The sequence below is a fragment of the Paenibacillus sp. FSL H3-0333 genome (genome assembly GCF_038002805.1).
Classification (GTDB): domain Bacteria; phylum Bacillota; class Bacilli; order Paenibacillales; family Paenibacillaceae; genus Paenibacillus_AQ; species Paenibacillus_AQ silagei.
In genome coordinates this window covers 5,530,513-5,551,844 of the sequence record NZ_JBBODG010000001.1, presented here as the reverse complement: position 1 = coordinate 5,551,844, position 21,332 = coordinate 5,530,513, and the positions used below count along the sequence as shown (strand labels likewise).

Genomic DNA, 21,332 nt, shown 5'->3' with positions numbered 1-21,332 from the left:
TCAATTACGGCCCTGTTTAGATCATTGTTTTGGGGCAAGGGGTCTATTAGAATTTGGGGGTAAGCAACGATGTGGATGTAAAGGAGACGGTAATATGCTTAGAATGGTCAATGTGGAGAATGGCACGGTAAAAGGCTTGCCCGCAGCCGATCCCCGGATTACGAGCTTCAAGGGAATACCGTTTGCAGCACCGCCTGTAGGGGAGAACCGCTGGCGGGCACCGCAGCCTGCCGAAGACTGGGAGGGTGTACTTCAGGCCCACGAGTTCGCACCGGTCTCCATGCAGGTCAGACAGGAGCTGGATGATAACAATATCTATACCCGTGAATGGGCGGTAGAGCCGGATATCGCGATGAGCGAGGATTGCCTGTACCTGAACGTATGGACCCCGGCCAAGCAGGCGGACGAGAAGCTACCCGTCTATGTATGGTATTTCGGCGGCGGGCTGCAGGTGGGCCATCCGGCAGAGATGGAATTCGACGGAGAACGGATTGCCCGCAGAGGGATTGTGGTGGTGACGATTAACTACCGGCTGAATATCTTCGGCTTCCTCTGCCATCCCGAGATTACCGCGGAATCACCGGAGGCGCCTGCCAACTTCGGCAACCTTGACCAGCAGGCCGCTACCCGCTGGGTGAAGCGCAATATTGCTGCGTTCGGCGGTGACCCGGACAACATCACCATCGGCGGGCAGTCAGCGGGCGGCGGCAGTGTCATGAGCCAGCTTACCTCTCCGCAGAACGAAGGATTGTTTCAGCGGGCGATTGTTGAAAGCGGTATCTTCACGGACCTGTATCCGGGAACCCTGCTGCCGCCGCTCCGGGGGATACTGCAGGAGGCAGAGCAGGATGGCATCGAGTTCTTCAAGTACCTGGGTGTATCCACACTTGAGGAAGCGCGGAAGCTGGATGCGCTCTATCTGCGGGACAAGGCAGTAGCGCTTGGCGGCTTCTGGGGCACCGTTGCGGACCAGAGGTTCCAGGTGGGGAATCCGTTCGATCTGTTCGTGCAGAATAGACGCTTGAAGGTGCCGGTTATGCTCGGCCATACCTCCTCCGAGTTCTTCAGCACCCCGAAGGTGCAGTCCTACGGGGAGCTCAAGCAGCTTGCGGCGGACATGTTCGGGGAGGATGCGGAGACCTTCCTGAAGCTTAGCGGCGCAAGGCCGGATGCTGTTCAGGAAGCGGCGGAGCGGGCAGCGGTAAGCGGAATCGAATACGCCATCCGGATCGCCGGGCAGGCGAATGCGGATACCGGAAGCGAAACCCCGCTCTATTACTATAATTTCGATGCGGAGATTCCGGGATGGGATAACCCGGGCACTTTCCACTCGGTGGATCTGTGGTTCTTCTTCGAGACGTTGGCTAAGTGCTGGCGGCCGTTTGTCGGTAAGCATTATGATCTGGCCCGCCAGATGTGCAATTATACCGCCCACTTCATCCGTACCGGCGACCCGAACGGACAAGATTCGACAGGCGAAGCATTGCCGCACTGGGAGCCGTACACCCCGGAAGCACCTTACGGGATGCTGTTCGCAGACAAGGCGGAGTTCTCCAGAGAACAACCCGGCGAGATCATGAATTTTCTGGTGCAGCAGTACTTCAAGAAGACTGGCAGTCCGGTCTGAGGGGATTCTTCTCCCGATAGGATCAGCGGCAGTTTAAGACTTTATTTATTGAGTCTTAGATTGCCGCTGTTTTTTTATTACTGGACAGTCCCGTACCATGTTATTCTCTATCAAACAATAGCCCGATAGAGTAGTTTTGGCTGTATTCACCAAGATGTAAGAAAGAGTTGATGCTTTCATGAACGTTTAAAGGCAAAAAGGTGACCGGAGCCGATTTATTTAAAATTAAAGATATAATAATTTAAAATAACTATCAGCTTTTATAAGGAGGCACTAACGTAATGGGCATCGATACCGTGCTGTGGAGCAGACTGGTGACTGGCTTGACACTGGGGTTCCACGTTATTTTCGCAACAATTGGCGTTGGGGTTCCGCTGATGATCGCCATTGCTGAATTCATGGGCATACGCAAAAAAGACGCTCACTACACGCTGATGGCGAAGAGATGGGCCCGCGGGTTTGTCATTTCTGTAGCGGTGGGTGTGGTGACAGGTACAGCGATTTCATTGCAGCTGGCCTTGGTCTGGCCGAATTTCATGAAGCTGGCCGGTAACGTGATTGCGCTCCCGTTATTTATGGAAGTGTTTGCTTTCTTTTTTGAGGCCATCTTCCTGGGCATTTACCTCTATACCTGGGATCGGTTCAAAAAACCGTATATCCACTGGCTCCTTACGATTCCGATTGTTGCCGGTGCAGGAATGTCCGCTGTGTTTATCACGACCGTAAACGGGTTCATGAATCAGCCCGAGGGCTTTGCTATGGCGGGAGGGCAATTCATCGCAGTGAATCCGGTGGAGGCGATGTTGAATACAGCGACGTTCTCCAAGGTGTTCCATGTCTTAAGCTCAGCCTATCTGACCGGAGCTGCACTGCTGGCAGGCATTGCCGCGTTCGCACTCCTGAAGAAGGGTGCCTCCGAATACCATAAAAAAGCGCTGAAGCTGATGATGGCCGTGGTGATGGTGTTTGGACTGCTGAATGCACTTGCTGGAGATACGTCTGCAAAATTTTTGGCGGAGCATCAGCCGGAGAAGCTGGCTGCGGCAGAGTGGCATTTTGAAACGGAAAGCGGGGCAGATCTGATTCTGTTAGGGTGGCTTAACGCAGAGCATGAGGTTCTGGGCGCACTGCACATTCCCAAATTTCTCAGCTTCCTCGCCTTTGGAGATTTTAATGCAGAAGTGACAGGTCTGAATGAATTCCCTGCGGATGAGCGGCCGCCGCTCCTGGTTCATTATTTGTTTGATCTGATGGTCGGTGTAGGGTTCGCACTACTAGGCATTTCGTTCCTGTATTTCCTGTTTGTCTTCTGGAAAAAACGCAATGAGCATAACAAATGGCTGCTTCGCGCGATCGCGTTAGGCGCACCTCTTGCTTTTTTGGGAGTCGAGCTAGGCTGGTTTTACGCTGAAATCGGTCGGCAGCCCTGGATTTTAAGGGGATACATGCGTGTAGAAGAGGGGGCTACGACATCACCAAGCGTGAGAATCCTATTTTTTGTGTTCCTGTTGCTGTACATCCTGTTAGGTACTGTCTGTGTGCTTGTGCTGCGGCGCATGTTCAAGGACAATCCGGCGGAAACCGAGATGGAGAAGTGGAATCAGCCTCCCGGCGACAAATCAACAGGAAAGGGTGAGCACGCAAAATGAGTTACGAGCTAATTGGGATTTCAGTGCTCTGGCTGTTTTTATACGGCTATTTAATTGTGGCCTCCATTGATTTTGGAGCCGGGTTCTTTGCCTTTTATGCCCGGCTGACGAAGCAGGATCATCTGATTAACCGTCTGATCTCCCGCTACTTATCGCCGGTCTGGGAGATTACGAATGTCTTTTTCGTCTTTTTTTACATTGGACTTGTCGGCTTCTTCCCGGACACCGCTTATTATTACGGCTCGGCGCTGCTTGTTCCGGGAAGCATAGCTGTGATCCTCATCGCGATCCGTGGTTCGTTCTATGCGTTCGAGAATTACGGCTCCAAAAATAACATCGTCTATCTGTTCCTGTACGGCGCTTCGGGCCTGCTGATTCCCGCGTCCTTGTCGGTGGCACTTACCCTGTCGGAAGGCGGCTTTATCTTTAAGCAGGGAGAGACCGTGTCGCTGGATTACTGGGCCTTGTTCACCAACCCGTTATCCTGGAGTATTGTAGGCTTGGCGATTGTATCGGTGCTGTTCATCAGCGCCTCCTTTTTGGCCTTTTATGCTTCCCGGGCAGAGGATCAACCCGCGCTGAAGCTTATGCGGACTTATGCGCTGTTCTGGAGCACCCCGACCATTGTTATCGCGCTGACGGCTTTTATTTATCTAGGACAGCACAATGAGCGACATTTTCAAAATATGATGGATTTATGGTGGCTGCTTGCACTGTCCGTTGCTTTCTTCATGCTTGCCATGTGGCTGCTGTACAGCGGACGCCGTTACGGGTTGGCGTTCATAAGCATCATGCTGCAATTCCTATGCGCCTTCTTCGCTTACGGAATCGGGCAATATCCTTATATTCTGGACCCGTTCATTACGCTTGAGAACAGCATCACTTCACCGGCTATGGGCCTGGCGCTGGTCATTGTGTTCATCGGGGGCATGTGCTTGCTCATTCCTTCCCTGATTCTGGTGTTCAAGCTGTTCCTCTTTGACGCAGACTATGTGAAAGGAAAGAAATAAATGAAGAGCAAAACAAGTCTGATCGCTGAGCAAATGTCGGGGCAACGAAAACGGCTGGTTATGCTGACCCTCCTGTCGCTCATGCTCGGCATTGCGATTGTAAGTCAGGCCGGGCTGCTGGCGGAAGCGGTCCAGCGGGTGTTCGTGGAGAAGGCTTCCTTATCCTCGGTTGCTCTGCTGCTCGCTCTTCTGCTGTCAGTGATGGCTATCCGCACTTTGCTGTTATACGGAAACGGAAGAATAGGCTTGTCTATGGCTGCCGAAGCAAAGGCAAATATGCGTTCAGCCGTGCTGCAGAAGCTTACCCATGCTTCCATGCCTTCAACGCTGCGGGGGCAGACAGGGGGGAAGGTCAGTGTGGCTCTGGATGCAGTGGACGAGGCTGACAGCTATTTCAGTCACTACATGCCGCGGATGGTGGAAGCAGCGATCATCCCGGTTCTGATTCTGGCGGTTACGTTTGTTTTACATGCGAATACCGGCTTCATTCTGCTGTTTACGGCACCGTTCATCCCGCTGTTTATGATTCTGGTGGGACTGCAAACGAAGAACAAATCCGAAGAGAAATATGCGCAGCTTGCAGAGTTCTCCGGTACGTTCCTGGATTCGCTTCAAGGGCTCGTGACCCTGAAAATATTCGGACAATCCCGCCGCCAGCAGCAGCAGATTGAGCGCAGCAGCCTGGGTTACCGTGACGCGACCATGGATATTTTGAAGGTTGCCTTTACGAATACGTTTATGCTGGAATCCATCGTCATGCTGAGCATCGGGATTGTTGCCCTTGAATTGGCTATTCAACTGCTCGTATTCCAATCGATGCCGTTCCACACGGCCTTTCTTGTACTGCTGCTTGTTCCCGAGTTTTTTAACCTGCTCAAGAATACAGGCACCGCTTTTCACAGCGGGCGGACCAGTATGGGGGCGGTCCGTAAGGTGGAGCAGATGCTTGCGGAAATAGGCGGCGGCACCGGTGCACAGCCGGAAGGGGGCGGGCTGTCCTCAGCCAAGCTTCTCAAGATGCCGCCATCCATTGCGCTGAATGAGGTGCATTTCCATTATGCCCCCGGTTCATTCGAGCTTAAAGCCGGGCCTGTCTCCATAGGAGCGGGACAGCATGTTGCCATCGTCGGCCACAGCGGCTCGGGCAAAACAACCTTGCTCCATCTCATTGCCGGACTTCTGAAGCCGGTATCAGGGACGGTGCTGGTGAACGGAAGCCCGCTGACAGAGTGGGAGGAAGACTCATGGTTTGAGCAGGTCAGCTATATTACGCAGCACCCCTATATTTTTGCCGGCACATTTGCTGAGAATATCGCCATCGGCGCCGGACGTACGGTCTCCAGGGATGAAATCAGGCAGGCCGCAGAGGAAGCGGGACTTGCAACGCTGGTTGCCGGGCTGGAGCAGGGACTGGACACCTATGTCGGGGAAGGCGGCAGGGGACTGTCGGGAGGAGAAAAGCAGCGGCTTGCTTTAGCGAGGGCATTTCTGAAACGTCCGGCTCTGATTTTGTTCGATGAGCCTACGGTGGGCCTCGACTTGCAGACCGAACAAATCCTGCAAAGCTCCATAACCAAGCTGGCCCAAAAGGCAACGATGATCACAGTCGCGCACCGGTTATATACGATCCGGCAAGCGGATCACATTTTGTTTATGGACCATGGCGTATTAGCGGCGGCAGGACCTCACGACGAGCTCCTTGAACGTGTGCCTCAATATGCCGAGATGGTTGATATTCAGCGAAAAGGAGGTTCAGCATGAACGAGCTGGAGATTTTGTCCAAGGCCATGATAGCAGAGCGTAAGGATATTCTCCTGTCGATTCTGGGAGGGTTTATTGCCGGCGCAGCCGGTGTGGCCCTCTTCTCCGCAAGCGGGTATCTGATTTCACAGACGGTCTTTATGCCGCCGCTCTATACCTTGATCGTACTTACCGCGCTGGTCAAGCTGCTGGGTCTGCTCCGGGCGGCAAGCCGTTACGGGGAACGCCTGTATTCGCATAGAGCAACCTTTTCCATGCTTAGCCGTTTGCGCACAGGCTTTTTTGCCCGGCTGATTCCATTAACGCCCGGTATATTGAACAAGAACCGCAGCGGAGATCTGCTTGCGCGGATTGTCGGCGATGTAGAGAGTCTGCAGAATTATTACTTGCGTGTCGCTTATCCGCCGGTGATCGTCATCACGGTCTTTCTGGCAACCATGGTGTTCAGTGCCTCTTATTCATTCTGGATGGCCTGCTTGTTCGTAATAGGTATGCTGCTGACCGCATTGGTTGTACCGGGAATCGTATTGCTGGGCCAGCGGGCGATTAATGGCCGTGTCCGCAAGCAGCGGGCGCTGCTGTCAACGGAAGTGACCGAGGTCTTGTACGGCTTCCGCGATCTGAAGGTGTACGGGCAATTGCCGCAGCGGGAGCAGCAGCTCCAGGCGGCTTCGGCAGCACTGACAGCAGAGCAGCAGCGTGCGGCAGGACATTTGCTGCGCGGACAGGCGATGCACACCTTTGTAACCTTTTTTATTTCCTGGGGTGTACTGACGTTAGGAGCCTATCTAATTATGGAAGGTGCGCTGGCCGGCGTATTTCTGGCGATGCTGGTCATGGCCTCACAGACGGTGTTTGAAGAAGCTGCGGCTATGGCTAATTTGCCTGCTTATAAGCAAGACAGCGAGCACGCGGCCAAAAGGCTGACTGAAACTGTAGGCACTGCCGGTGACTTACCTGTGCAGCCGGGCCGCACTCTACCAGCAGGCGATGCTGTTTCGGTGGAGCTGTCCGGCGTTACGTTCCAATATATCGATGAGTGGCGGCCCGCGCTGAAGGAAGTGTCGCTGCAGCTCCCGGCAGGCTCCAGAACGGCCGTGGTCGGACCGAGCGGGTCCGGCAAATCCACGCTGATCGATTTGCTGCTCAAGCTGCGCACACCTGTATCCGGGGAGATACGTTTGGGCGGCATTCCGGTACAAGAGCTGGATGAGTCAGGCATTTGGGAAGCCTCGAATGTCGTCTTACAGCAAGGTCATTTTTTCCGTGGAACAGTCCGTGACAACCTGCTGCTGAATGGAGAAGAACAGTCTGACGAAGTATTGTTAGAAGCTCTAGCTAAGGCCCAACTGCCTGATGTGGCCTTAAGCGATGTAGTATTCGAAAAAGGAGAGAACCTGTCCGACGGCGAGAAGCAGCGTCTGGCGCTGGCCCGGGTCATGCTCCGCAAAGGGCGGTTGTGGCTGCTGGATGAACCGACCTCTTCGCTGGATTATGTAACGGAAGAGCGCGTGTTAACCCATCTCTACGAACAGTCCGCCGGAGATACTTTACTGCTCATTTGCCATCGGCTTACCGGCCTGGAAGGTATGGACAGGATTATCGTCATGGAGCAAGGCAGGGTCATCGAAACAGGTTCATATGCGGAGCTAATGGAGCAACAGGGCTACTTGTACCGGATGAAGCAAATAGAGCTGCAAATGATTGGAGAGCTATAGGCAGAAGGTCTCTATCGCGAGGCGATTATTCATGAATTGATTAACAATGCGACCATCGATATGATTATGCTGCTCACCTTAAGGTGAGCCTTTTTTTGGTGAAGAAAGTCACATTTTAATTTTGGGATATATGCTATTTTTATCTTGTTAAATGTAAATATTACCTCCTATACTAATTCTCCCTACTTTATACCTATTCATCCCCTTTAATGGTAATAGTTATTTATCACTACTCTGAAGTCTACCAATCCGTTGTAAAATGCATATTTATGCAAAATAATACATAGTTAGTCAATGGGATTTTTTTGTGATTTGCAGTTGTGAATGATAAGCATAGTAAAAGGAGCGAGAGGTATGAATAAGCAGACGGACAAGCTAGTGGCGATTGTGGGGATGGGCTGCAGGTTCCCGGGGAGCGCAAATAATGTAGAACAGTTCTGGGACATCTTGAAGTCAGGCAAGGATACGATTACGGATATTCCCGAGGATAGATGGAGTATTGAAGAATATTATCATCCTAACAAACAGGTAAAAGGAAAAAGCCACGCCAGGCGCGGAGGATTTATCGATAAGTTTGATCAATTTGATGCAAAGTTCTTTGGGATTAATGCCAGAGAGGCCGATCAGATCGATCCGCAACAGAGACAAATGCTGGAAATTGTCTGGGAGGCGTTAGAAGACGCAGGAATTAAGCCCGGCAGTCTGAGCGGTTCCCACACCGGTGTGTTTATCGGCGGATTTACGCTCGATTATAAAATTCTGCAATTTGCTGACGCTGCACAAATTGGAACCCATGCTGCAGTCGGAAGCATGATGACGATGTTATCGAATAGAATCTCGTACATATACAATTTAATGGGTCCCTCTCTATCCATAGATACAGCCTGCTCATCCTCTGTGGTTTCTGTTCATGAGGCCTGCAAAAGTCTGAACAACGGTGAATGCGATCTGGCCTTGGCAGGCGGCATGGAACTGATCTATGCCCCGGAATATTTCATAGCCGAATCCAAAGGCGGATTCTTATCGGTGGACGGAAGCTGCAAGACCTTCGACGCTGCTGCGAACGGTTATGTCAGGGGAGAAGGGGGCGGAATCCTTGTCCTTAAAAGTCTGGAAAAAGCGCTCGAAGACGGCGACTATGTGTATGCCGTGATCAGAGAGAGCCTTGTGAACCAGGATGGAAAAACGAATGGTATTACGGTTCCTAACGGCGAATCCCAAAAGATGCTGCTGCAGGATGTATATGCGAGAGCAGGAATTGCCTCCGATGAAGTTCAGTATGTCGAATTGCATGGAACCGGAACAGCACTGGGTGATCCCATTGAAGTCAATGCGGTCGGTGAGTTCTTTGGTGAGCACAGAACTGAAGATAACAGATGTATCATGGCCTCGGTCAAACCGAACATCGGACATTTGGAGGCAGCCTCCGGCGTAGCATCGGTAATCAAGGCGGCGTGCATTCTTGATCATAGACAGATTGTGCCGCATATCGGGATGAAAGAGCTTAACCCTGAGCTTGATCTGGACAAGCTGAGGCTAAGAATTCCCTTAACTAATGAAAGCTGGCCGCAGGATGGTAAAGATGCCATCGTCGGTGTCAATTCGTTCGGATTTGGCGGAACCAATGCGCACGTGATTTTACAGGGAATAACGGGTGACAGAAAGTACGATGGAACATTCAACGAAGAACTGCCTCAAGTATTAACCATCTCCGCAAAAACAGAGCAATCCTTAAAGGCTCTTGCCGCAGAATACACTGAATTTTTGAATCAAACCGCCGAAAGCTTACCGGATATTTGTTATTCCGCCCTTACCAAACGTGAGAAATTCCCGAAATCCCTTGTGTTATTCGGAGGGAATATACAGGAGATCATTCAGGGTCTGACAGATTATCAGCAGGATACTTTGCCGCAGAATGTGGTTGTGGGGAATGAGGGCAAAGACAAGAGACTGGTGTTTATTTTCACCGGCATGGGTCCTCAATGGTACGCGATGGGACGCGAGCTCTATCATGCGAATACGGTATTCCGCTATACGGTCGAGAAGTGCCACGCTGAGTTCTCCCGATACTTGTCCTGGTCATTGATGGATGAATTCCTGATTCATGAGGAACATTCCAGCATGCAGTTCACCGAAGTCTCCCAGCCGTTGAATTTTACGGTGCAGGTGGCCTTGGTTGAGATGTGGAAGAGCATGGGGGTCGTCCCGGATCTGATTATCGGACACAGTGTGGGTGAAGTGGCAGGATTGTATGCTGCCGGTGTCTACAGTTTTAAAGATGCGGTCCGGATTTCGTATTACCGCAGTATGCTCCAGCAGCGGCTGACGGGTAAAGGCGGTATGCTTGCGGTTGGCTTGAATGAAGAACAGGCCAAGGAGCTGATTGCTGACAATAACGACAAAGTATCCATTGCGGCAATCAACAGCAACACAAGCGTAACCCTGTCCGGAGATATGGCCTGTCTTACAGAGATCAGCAGCAAGCTTGAAGTTGACGGCGTCTTTAACAAGTTCTTAAGAGTAACGGTACCTTATCATAGTGTGTTTATGAATGAGATTAAATTGGAGCTGCTGGAAGCCCTGCGTGATATTCATCCGCAACCAACCAAAATCAGAACGTATACCACCGGAAATGGCCAGCTGGCGGAAGGGCCGGAGCTGGATAATGAATACTGGTGGCTGAATGTATCCGGTTCCGTGTACTTTGCCAAGGCCATGGAACAGATTTTGGAGGAAGGCTATTCCTGTTTTGTTGAGATTGGCCCTCATCCGGTACTGGCGAATTCTGTCAGTGAGCTTGCGAGTGAGATGGATATAGAAGTTCTGATCTCGCCCTCCCTCCGCAGAAATGATCCGGAAATCCCAAGAATGGTTAGAACCTTGTCTGAGCTATTCTGTGCAGGCTATGAAATTGACTGGTCCCGGATGTACAGAGGAACCTTTAAGTATGTGAAGCTGCCGCATTATCAATGGGAGCATGAGAGGTTCTGGAAGGAATCCAAAGAGCATATGAAGAGACGCCTTGGACAGAAAGAGCATCCTTTTATCGGATACCGCAAGAACAGCGTGGTTCCGGCATGGGAAGCGGAAATCAATGATTATATTATGCCGTTCGTCTCAGACCATTGTGTAAATGGCAGTGTACTGCTGGCCGGGGCCCATTTCATTGAAGCCGCGTTCCAAATGCTCCGTGATTATAGCAAATTAAGCATGGATGAGGTGTATGGTTTATATCATATCCACTTTAAAAGAGCACTGTTCCTTGATGAGAATAATGCCGGCCACATGTCTATTAACTATGATCCGCAGCATGGTGTGGTGAAGATCGGAAGCCTGGCAGATGGCGATGTATCCAGAACTACCGAGAATTTCCGCGGGGAATTTGTCAGAAAACAGACCTTCCGGGTCAACCGGACAGCCGATCTGGAGGCTCTTAAGCACAGTGCCAGGGAAATTCTGAATCAGGCGGAATGCTACGGGCTGCTGGAGAAAATGAATTTCACCTACGGCCCTATGTTCCAGGGGCTTAAGAAGGTATGGATTAATCATAATGAAGTCCTGGCTGAGATCTGCATGCTGGAGGAGTTAGGCGTCCAGGACATGGATAATATCCTGCATCCGGTTATTCTTGATGCTGCCTTTCAGTCGCTGCTCGCTAATCAATTTGATGAGCTGAGAGATCACGGACAAGTTGATATTAAGCTGCCGGATACGGTGGACTCAGTCGTCGTATATGGTAAGACATCCGGTCCATTGCGGGTCCGTTCTATAGTGAAGGAATCCAATAAGGAGTTCATTGCCGGGGATATTGAAATCTATGATGAGCAAGGCAACATTGTTGTCACTGTAGACAACTTTGTGGCAAGATCTGTAGAGAAAAGTCCGGAAGATGCCGTGCTTAGCGAGAAGAATCTGAAAGAATGGTTCTATGCTATTGAATGGAAGGCTCAGGAGGCAGAGAACGATGAGCAGCTGCTCGCGGCCCGTAATTCGTATACGAACTGGGTTGTGCTGTGCGATGCTTCCGGCGTGGGTGACAGGATTGCCGACAACTTAAGCGGCAGAGGCTATAACTGCAAACGGTTCTACGCGGATTATCAGAATCCCGGCAACCGGGATGCAGGCAGTGTTATCGTCAGCAATAATCAAGAGGATTATATCAAGCTAATTCAGCACATGGATCCAGAGCAGGAATACGGCATTATCCACCTGTGGGGTCTGGACATTACAAGTCATGATCAGATGGATACGGAGGCTATTGAGGCTTCCAAGCAGAAGGCGGTCAACAGTATCCGCCATGTTATGAATACTTTGAATGAGCACTCTATGAAATATCGTACTTGGGCAGTTACCCAAGGGGCTGTCAGTGTTGACGGCAAGGAGCCAGTTGATGTCCTGCAGGGAGCAGCGATCGGTATGTGCAGAGTAATCAGCCACTCCGAGTGCATTGGAAGCTGGGGAGCCAGTATGGATATCGATCATCACCCCGCCTCAGTCGAACTTCTGATCAATGATCTGGAGAACTATACACGTGAAGATCAACTGGCGTATAGAAACGGTGTCCGTTATGTTGCCAGACTGGAGCATATCTACGATCTGGACGGGAACATCCCGGTAACTATGGCGGACAATAAGATTTATCTGGTCACAGGTGCAATGGGCTCACTCGGGCAAATCACTGTGAATTGGATGTACGAGAAGGGAGCCAGACATTTTGTATTGGTGGGCCGTACTCCGTTCCCTGGTAAAAAAGAAAGAAAAGTGATGGCTTCATCCCATAAGCTGTACAGCCAGATGCAATTTATCAATGAGCTTGAACGGAAAGGCTGTACCGTTGAAGTAGCCGCGCTGGACATCGCCGATGAAGCAGCCGTTCAGGAGCTTACGCATCGATTGATTCATGAAGAAACCATGCCGGTCGGCGGTGTGATCCATATTGCCGGTGTAGTCAAAGACAAATTAATGATGCAGATGGAGCAACATGAGTTCGATGAAGTCTATGACACCAAAGTTAAAGGCGCCTGGTTATTGAATAAATATCTTGAAGAGGTTGAACTGGACTTTTTCATCATGTATTCATCCACCGGATCGGTTGTCACGGCGGTTGGACAAGTGAATTATGCCGCAGCGAATTCCTTTATGGATTCACTGGCCTGCTACCGCCGCAGTAAAGGCAAAACTGCCTTGAGTCTGGGCTGGGGACCATGGGGTGTGGGGATGGTTAAAGAAAAGAATTTGATTGATCATTATAAATATCAAAGAGGCATGAACCCGATCTACGCAGTGAATGGTATGCAGGCCCTGGAAAGAGTGTTCGGACAACAGCTATGCCATGCGGTAATCGGTGAAGCGGACTGGCCGCTTGCGCTGAATAATTATCCGGGCAAGCCTGCATTGTACAATCACCTCGCCGTGCAAAACGAAGATACTGCCGGGGACATGCAGGAGACTGACTTGTTCAGCATTCTGGCCAAAGTCTCCGGCATGGAAGAAAAAAGTGCAGTTATCATGGATTTCTTCGCTGAGATCATCGCTGAGACCATTCATGCCAAGAAGGAGGCACTTGTGCTTGATGAGCCGATCAGTTCGGTTGGAGTGGACTCTATTATAGCTGCAGAGATCAGAAATAAAATAAATAAAAAATGCAGTATTAACATTTCCATTGTTGACCTTCTGGGTGGAATCAGCATTGCTGACTTGGCCGGAAAACACTTCAATGACATCAACGACCTGATTATTGAAGACGAATCCGAAGCGGATCTGGAGGCTTTATTGAACCAGTTAGAGAATCTGACGGAAGAAGAAGCGGCGCTTCTACTATCTAAATAAAAACAGAAAGGAGGATACAGAAGCATGGAAATATCCGCTCAGAATGATGATCTTAGAGACCTCGATATTGCTATTATCGGGATGGACTGCCAGGTTCCGGGAGCAGATAACGTAATGCAGTATTGGGAGAATCTGTGCAACGGGACGGAGTCGCTTACCTTCTTCACCGATGAGGAGCTTCGGGCAGCAGGGATACCGGAAGAACTGCTCACCAATCCGGAGTACAGAAAGTGCGGCTTCAAAATCAATGATATTGAGCAATTTGATGCGGCGTTCTTTGGTTTCACGCCCAGGGAAGCGGCACTGATGGACCCGCAGCAAAGAATTCTGCTTGAGAGCTCATGGCGGCTGATGGAAAGTGCCGGATACCAATCGGACCAGTATGCAGGGAAGGTTGGCGTATTCGTCGGGACGGGAACCAGCAAATATTTATTGAAGAATATTATGTCCAGTATGGATCTGGATTCCACTCCCGAGATCAGACAGATATGGATTGGGAACGATGTTCATTATGCTTCGACCATGATTTCCTACAAGCTGAATCTGAAGGGACCGAGCGTGAACGTGCAGACTGCATGTTCCACTTCCCTGACCGCCGTAGTTCTGGGCTGTCAGGCTCTGCTGAATTATCAATGCGATATGGCGATTGCCGGAGGGAGCTCCCTGTCGCTTCCGCAGGATAGCGGTTATCTCTACATCAAAGGAGAGGTTCTTGCGGAGGACGGACATTGCCGGCCGTTTGATAAAGATTGCAGCGGTTCATTAAGCGGCAGCGGAGTAGGAACCGTGCTGCTGAAAAGATTGGAAGATGCTGTGAACGACCGGGATCATATCATCGCAGTCATTAAGGGAGCAGCCTTTAACAATGACGGCTCGGCAAAGGTGGGTTATTCGGCACCAAGCGTTGAAGGTGAACGCAATGCCATTAAGAGCGCCCAGATTCTAAGCGAGATTGATGAAGACACGATTACTTATATTGAGACTCATGGAACAGCGACTCCCATGGGGGACCCCATAGAGGTACAAGCACTTACAGAAGCCTTCTCGGAAGCCACGGACAAGCTTAATTTCTGCGCCCTGGGTGCAGTGAAAGCCAATATTGGACATTTGGATTCTGCAGCAGGTACGGCCGGGTTAATCAAAACCAGTCTGATGCTCCAGAAGCAGAAGCTTGTACCCTGCATCAACTATAAAGAAACGAATCCCAACATTGATTTGCAGAACTCCCCTTTCTATGTCAATACCCGCCTCAGAGACTGGAACCCGGATTGCGGGGTAAGAAGAGCAGGCGTAAGCTCGTTTGGTATTGGCGGGACCAATGTTCATGTAGTCCTGGAAGAAGCGATCGACACCCGTAAAGTCGAGAGTAATGAGGAATTCCAATTGTTGCTGCTATCCGCAAAGACAAAGACCGCCTATGAAGAGGTGGCCGGACAATTGCTGGATTTTGTGCAAAATAATGAAGACATTGATTACCGGAATATCCTGTATACGATGAATATCGGAAGAAAGAGACTGCCCTATCGAGGCGGTCTGGTCTGTAACAGCAGAGAAGATCTGATTCATAAATTGGGCGGCAGCCTCCCTGCGGTGAAATCACCAAATGGGAACGAAAAGGAAATTGTGTTCCTGTTCCCGGGACAAGGCGTGCAGTATGTGAATATGACAAAACAACTGTACGATACGAAGCCTATATTCCGGCATGAGCTGGATAAGTGTTTCGAGATTCTTCAGAAGCAGTTGAACTATGATTTAAGACAGCTTATCTTTGCAGATCAAGCGGATGCTAAGGGTGAAGAGACGCTCACAGAAACCCGGAATACACAGGTTGCTCTATTTGCCGTTGAGTACTGCTTGGCCAAGACTTTGATGCATTGGGGAATTACTCCCAAAGCTCTGCTGGGGCATAGTGTTGGGGAGTACGTAGCCGCTTGTCTGGCCGGGGTATTCTCACTCGAGGATGGTCTTAGATTAATGGTCATGCGGGGCCGGATCATCCAAAGTCTGCCGGCGGGCGAAATGCTGTATGTGAATATGAACGAGCAGGAAGCGCATGCCTATATTAACGGGAAGGTCTCACTGGCCTTGATTAATTCCGAGAACCGGGTGGTATTGGCCGGGGATAGCGCAGCGCTGCAGGAAGTGGTCGAACAGATTACAGAGCAGCGGGAGTACAGAATTCTTCACACCTCCCATGCTTTTCATTCCTATATGATGCAGGGTGCAGTTGAGGACATGCTGAAGGTGCTCCAGACGCTGACGTTCAACAAGCCGATGATTCCGATCATGTCCAATGTCACGGGAGAGTGGCTGAAGCCGGAAGAGGCGATGAGTGCCGACTATTGGATACAGCATATGCTGGGCACCGTCAGATTTAAAGATGCTGCACTTCATTTGGCACAGAAAAATTATAAATACTTCATCGAAGTGGGTCCGGGAAAAACGCTCTCTGTCTTTATGCAGGATAATTTGAAAGACTACGCGGAGTGCCTATTGTTCCAAACGGTCCGCGGCGTTAAGAATACGATGAATGATAATAAATTTCTGGCGGAGTTCGTAAAGAAGGCCTGGATCAGCGGACTAACCATTGATTTTGCAAAATATTACGAAGATGAAATCTTATTCAGAACCCCTTTGCCGACGTATCCTTTTGAACGGAAGAGACATTGGATTGAAGCTGGCAAGCAGAAGGCTTATGAAGCGGCTGGGAGCAACGGCTGGGATAGGGAGCTTTCAGCAGACAGTGCTGAAGAAGCGGACACGATAGAGTATAACCGGCCGGATATATCGGTGGAATATGAACAGCCTGACAATGCGATTGAAGAGAGTATAGTGGAAATCCTCCAGGATATTATGGGGATCACGCCGATTGGAATCAACGATAACTTCTTTGAGCTTGGCGGACATTCTCTGATGATCACACAAGTCGTCCTGAGAATAAAGGAACTCTATGGGATTGAATTGCAGCTGAAACTGTTTATCGAAGCACCGACTGTCAAGAATGTAGCTGACCTTGTATTGGAAGAGTTGTCAGAAAGCCTCGATTTGGATGCAGTCTAAAAATGGACAGATAGAGGTGTGGAGAGATGCATAACAACGAAAGCGGAAGTGTGAAAAACAGAGTGAATGCCTTATCGGACGCCAAGAGGCTGCTGCTGGAGAGTCTCTTGGAGGAACAAAGAAAAAAGAAAAGACAGATCATCCTGCAAGACAAAGGGCTGCATAGGGTCATTAGGAGAGCACCGGAGTTGACCGTGTTGCCTTCCAACCATATGCAAAAGAAAATATGGTATGTCGAACAACTCTTCAATGATTCGGTTACGTATAATGTTTCGGGTTATGTGACATTCCATGGCATGCTTCAAGTGGAGCTTTTGCACAAGGCCTTCAGAACGGTGGTTAAGCAGCAGGAGGTGCTGCGTTCCAAATTCAAGGGAGGACAAGGACAGCTTGAGGTTGAGCTCAGCGAAGATACCGAAGAGCCGGTCTTCAAAAGTTATGATTGCTCGCAGGCAGGGATGGAAATATCGCCTGACGATATCAGGCAAAGGATGTACACGGAAGGAATACAGCCGTTCCGGCTAGCTGAGGGCAAGCTTATTCGCCTGATCTGTTACAAGCTTAGTGAGACCGAATGGATTGGACAAATTGTTTGGCATCATATTGTATCGGACGGCTATTCAAGCGGCATTTTTATTAGAGAATTGCTTCAACTGTATGAAGTCTATGCAGGAGCAAGCATGGCACCTGTAGAGGAACCCGCTGTGCAATATTATGATTATGTTATCCACATGAATGACCGGATTGCCAAAGGCGAGTTCGACCATCAGCTTAAGTTCTGGAGGGAACAATTGTCGGGCAGCAGCATGAGCTGTATGCTTCCAACGGATTACACGGCCGGTCATGGGCTTACCTATCATGGCGAACGGGTAGCTTTTTCAATCCGCAAGGAGCTGAGAATAAAACTGGAGGCTGCTGCGAAAAAACACGGGGTTACACTGTTTGTATTGTTAATGAGCGCACTCAAAATCATGCTGCATAAGTACGTACACCAAAACGATATTATTGTCGGGGTCCCGGTTACCGGCAGAAATGAAGAGGAATGCCAGAGCATCATCGGGTGCTTCCTGAACATGCTGCCGATCCGCAGTACTATTGGTGAGGAGCAACAATTATTCGATTATATCCAGGCGGAGAATGCCCAGGTGATGCAGGCCTTGAAGCATCAGGATTTGCCGTTTGATTTCATAGTAGAGGACTTGAAGGTAGAAAGAGATTTGCTGTCTACCCCGATCTATCAGGTGGTGTTTAGTTATGAGACCCATGCGTTAAAGGATATTACAACAAAGGATTTCTACATAGAATTCGAAGAACTGGATTTAAAAACGGCCAAGGTTGATCTGGCGCTGGAAGTCAATGATGATAAGAATGGGTTAAGCGCCTGGTTTGAGTATAAATCGGATAAATTCTCCCGGGAGCGGATTGAAAAGATTAAGGATTATTATCTGAATATTCTGCAATTCATTGCTGAATATGACAATCAGGCCATTGCAAATATTGAAATGATCTCGGAAGAAGAAAAGGATGAGATCCTCTACTCTTTTAACGAAAAGGTTACGGACTATAAGCCACAGACTATCAAGCAGTTATTCGAGACCCAGGCGGCAATCCGCGAAGAAGCAGTAGCAGTAGTATGCGGTAATGAGAGGATTACCTATAAGGAACTGAATAACCGCAGCAATCAACTGGCACATCATCTGCGGAAAACCGGTGTGGGCTGCGAGAGTCTGGTTGCCATTATGCTGGATAAATCCATTGAGGCCATCATTGCCATACTGGGGGTAACCAAGGCTGGCGGAGCTTATTTGCCGGTGGATTTGACTTATCCCCGGGAACGGATGGAGTACATTCTGGAAGACAGCAAAGTCCGGTATATGATAACTTCCGGCATCCATCAGGATTATGCAGGTATTGAGCAGATTTCAATGGGTGATAAGCGCATTGAGACCGAGTCCACGGACAATCTTGCGGACCACAGTAATCCGGATAATCTTGCTTATGTAATCTATACCTCGGGAACTACAGGTCAGCCCAAAGGCGTGATGGTAGAGCACAGCGGCATTGTTAACCTGAGAGATTATTTTTGGAATAAATACAAAGTGACCACAGATGATACGATCCTGCAATTTGCCAATCTTGTTTTTGATGCCTCTGTCTGGGAAATAATTATGGGAATTCTCACGGGTGCAAGACTATGCATCATTACCAAAGAAGTAGCGCTGGATGTGAATCTGCTGGAGCTGGAGCTAAAAAGGCATAACGTAACCGTTGCCACCTTGCCTCCGCCATACTGGAATGTAATAGCGGATAGACCTATCGGAATCCGTCTGTTGATCACAGCGGGATCTGCAACAAGCGTCAATCTGGTCGAAAAATTGGCAGAGCCGATTGAATATTTCAATGCGTATGGACCTACCGAGACTACGGTCTGTGCATCAGACTGGCAATACGAAAGAACTGTTCAAATCCCGAATCGAATTCCGATTGGCAAGCCAATTGCCAATATGCAAATCTATATTATGAATTATACTTCCTTATGTGGAAAAGGAATTATCGGAGAATTATGTATAGCAGGAGCAGGTATTGCCCGGGGGTATCTGAACAGGCCGGAACTGACAGCGGAGAAATTTATTGATAATCCCTATGGTCCCGGTAAATTGTACCGGACGGGGGATTATGCTAGCTGGCTGAACGACGGAAATATTGCTTTTACCGGAAGAATAGATAATCAGGTCAAGATCAGGGGACACCGGATCGAAATCGGAGAGATTGAGAGTAAGCTTTCTTCTCATAACAAGGTGATTGAAGCGGTTGTTATCCCGGAGAGTGACCACCAGAGCAATCTTTGTCTGGCAGCTTATTTAGTTGTGGATGCAGCAGTGACTCTGACAGAGATCAGAAGCTTTTTGAACGATGGATTACCTTCGTATATGATTCCATCAGCATTTTATACGCTTGAGGCCATTCCGCTTAATATGAACGGTAAGCCGGATATCAGCAGATTAGCGTCCTTAGGCCAGCCTATGGAAGCGGAGAACGATTTCGTTGAACCGTCCACAGAGATTGAAAGAACGCTGGAACGAATCTGGTGTGAGCTCTTAGGGGTCCAGCGGGTTAGTATCCGCGATCATTTCTTCGAAATTGGCGGAGACTCCATTATCAGCATGCAGGTTATCGCTAAGGCGGCAGAGGCAGGAATTAAGCTCGAATTAAAGTCTTTTTACGATGATAAATGTATTGAACAAATTGCCTTAAAGGCTGAGGCAGTTGAACAAATCTGCTGTGATCAGGGAGAGGTTACAGGTACTTACCTGTTGACACCTATCCAGCAGTGGTTCTTCACCAATAATTTCCCGGAAAATAACCATTGGAATCAGTCTGTAAGCTTTGAATTGAAGGAGACTGTAGATGCCGGGCGATTGAATGAAGCGCTCAATGAAGTGTGCCGGCAGCATGATTTGTTAAGAACCCGTGTACTTCCCGGAACGGCTCCAAGGTATGCGGATATTCTGCCTTTTGCCTACAGTGAACGCTTGAAGACAGTAGAGATTCCAGCTCATGATGACTATGAACAGCGGATGCAGCAGGAATTGGAGGCTTTTCAGAAATCTCTTAATTTGCAAGCGGGAGAAGTATTTAAAGGGCTGCTTATTGTATCCCATACGTTGTCAAGCAGCAGACTGGTATTGACAGCACATCATCTGGTATGCGACGCGGTGTCCTTCAGGTTCATCGTCGAGGATCTATTGAATGGCTATCAGGCCTTAGCAGATAAGCGGGAAGTTAGACTTCCGCAGAAAACCTCATCCTTCATAAGCTGGAGCAACGCGGCAGAAGCATACGCCGGCAGCCATGAAGCCGTGAGCAAAAAAAAGGAGTGGACAAAAGAAATTGCGGCTCATTCAAGAAAAACCAAAAGAGGCCGCTCCAGCATAGACAATCTTGAAGGAGAAGCAGAGCAATGCCTGTTCTCCTTATCGGAAGAAGATACCGCCAAGCTAATGATTGAAGTGCCTAAGCATTACAGCATTCAGCCTATTGAGGTCATGATTGCCGCCCTGGAAACGATGCTGCATGAATGGGATGGCGCAGACCATACCTTATATCTGGAAAGTCACGGAAGAGATATGCTTGCCGGTCAGGTGGATCTGTCAAGAACGGTAGGCTGGTTTACCAACCTGTATCCTTTGTACTTCTCCGCAGATGATATTTCAACTACTGGAGCTACGTTAAGAAAAGTGAAAGACAGATTAGCTGCCGTGCAGAAGCGTAAGTTCGAGTTCTTGCTTAGTGATGGCCCCCGTGAAGCTATTGATATTGTTTTTAATTACATGGGGCATTTGGATAACAAAACCTCGGAGCATGCACCTTTCCGGCTGATTACCGGCGAACCGCTGTACCCTAGGGGATTGAAGAATACAAGAGTTAGTCTGCTTGAAGTCAACGCGTATATCCGGCAGGACCGCTTAACCTTCGAGTGGGGATATAACCCGAATATCCATTCCGGGGAGCACATCGTGCAGCAGGCAAATGCTTTCACGGATACGCTTAGGGGGATGATCAGCTACTGTATTGAATCTGAGGATGATGGAGTTTCCGCTGCAGATTTTGACGGTGTGGATATGGAAGATTTAGATTTCATCCTGGCAAAGTTCAATTAAGGTCACTCAGGGACAAG

At 49.4% G+C, this 21,332-nt stretch carries 8 protein-coding genes; all 8 read left to right on the top strand.

Going from position 1 to position 21,332, the window contains the following annotated elements:
• Positions 1–94 precede the first annotated feature (94 nt).
• The 8 genes from MHH78_RS24605 (at position 95) to MHH78_RS24570 (ending at position 21,315) form a co-directional block, all read left to right on the top strand.
• Positions 95–1,627: a carboxylesterase/lipase family protein gene (locus tag MHH78_RS24605; RefSeq protein ID WP_341169137.1), complete on the top strand. Its 1,533-nt coding sequence runs from the start codon at positions 95–97 to the stop codon at positions 1,625–1,627.
• Positions 1,628–1,908: 281 nt separating this feature from the next.
• Positions 1,909–3,276: a cytochrome ubiquinol oxidase subunit I gene (locus tag MHH78_RS24600; protein ID WP_341169136.1), complete on the top strand. Its 1,368-nt coding sequence runs from the start codon at positions 1,909–1,911 to the stop codon at positions 3,274–3,276.
• Positions 3,273–4,286, top strand: coding sequence for a cytochrome d ubiquinol oxidase subunit II (locus MHH78_RS24595; RefSeq protein ID WP_076073513.1), 1,014 nt, complete (start codon positions 3,273–3,275; stop codon positions 4,284–4,286). The genes MHH78_RS24600 and MHH78_RS24595 overlap by 4 nt, the downstream gene beginning before the upstream one ends.
• Complete coding sequence (cydD, locus tag MHH78_RS24590) at positions 4,287–6,047, top strand: thiol reductant ABC exporter subunit CydD (protein WP_341169135.1); 1,761 nt, start codon at positions 4,287–4,289, stop codon at positions 6,045–6,047.
• On the top strand, positions 6,044–7,765 hold the full coding sequence (gene cydC / locus MHH78_RS24585) for a thiol reductant ABC exporter subunit CydC (protein WP_341169134.1): 1,722 nt from the start codon (positions 6,044–6,046) through the stop codon (positions 7,763–7,765). The genes cydD and cydC overlap by 4 nt, the downstream gene beginning before the upstream one ends.
• A 354-nt stretch (positions 7,766–8,119) precedes the next feature.
• Positions 8,120–13,594: a type I polyketide synthase gene (locus MHH78_RS24580; protein ID WP_341169133.1), complete on the top strand. Its 5,475-nt coding sequence runs from the start codon at positions 8,120–8,122 to the stop codon at positions 13,592–13,594.
• A gap of 24 nt (positions 13,595–13,618) precedes the next feature.
• Positions 13,619–16,654 carry a type I polyketide synthase gene (locus tag MHH78_RS24575; RefSeq protein WP_341169132.1) on the top strand — a complete coding sequence of 1,012 codons (3,036 nt, stop codon included), beginning with the start codon at positions 13,619–13,621 and terminating at the stop codon, positions 16,652–16,654.
• 26 nt (positions 16,655–16,680) lie between these two features.
• A complete protein-coding gene (locus MHH78_RS24570; RefSeq protein WP_341169131.1) occupies positions 16,681–21,315 on the top strand; it encodes an amino acid adenylation domain-containing protein in 4,635 nt (1,544 codons plus the stop codon).
• The last annotated feature ends 17 nt before the right edge of the window (positions 21,316–21,332 follow it).

Bases quoted from the DNA above. Each gene is read 5' to 3' on its own strand.
- MHH78_RS24605 (WP_341169137.1), top strand. From the start codon at position 95: ATGCTTAGAATGGTCAATGTGGAGAATGGCACGGTAAAAGGCTTGCCC.
- MHH78_RS24600 (WP_341169136.1), top strand. From the start codon at position 1,909: ATGGGCATCGATACCGTGCTGTGGAGCAGACTGGTGACTGGCTTGACA.
- MHH78_RS24595 (WP_076073513.1), top strand. From the start codon at position 3,273: ATGAGTTACGAGCTAATTGGGATTTCAGTGCTCTGGCTGTTTTTATAC.
- cydD (WP_341169135.1), top strand. From the start codon at position 4,287: ATGAAGAGCAAAACAAGTCTGATCGCTGAGCAAATGTCGGGGCAACGA.
- cydC (WP_341169134.1), top strand. From the start codon at position 6,044: ATGAACGAGCTGGAGATTTTGTCCAAGGCCATGATAGCAGAGCGTAAG.
- MHH78_RS24580 (WP_341169133.1), top strand. From the start codon at position 8,120: ATGAATAAGCAGACGGACAAGCTAGTGGCGATTGTGGGGATGGGCTGC.
- MHH78_RS24575 (WP_341169132.1), top strand. From the start codon at position 13,619: ATGGAAATATCCGCTCAGAATGATGATCTTAGAGACCTCGATATTGCT.
- MHH78_RS24570 (WP_341169131.1), top strand. From the start codon at position 16,681: ATGCATAACAACGAAAGCGGAAGTGTGAAAAACAGAGTGAATGCCTTA.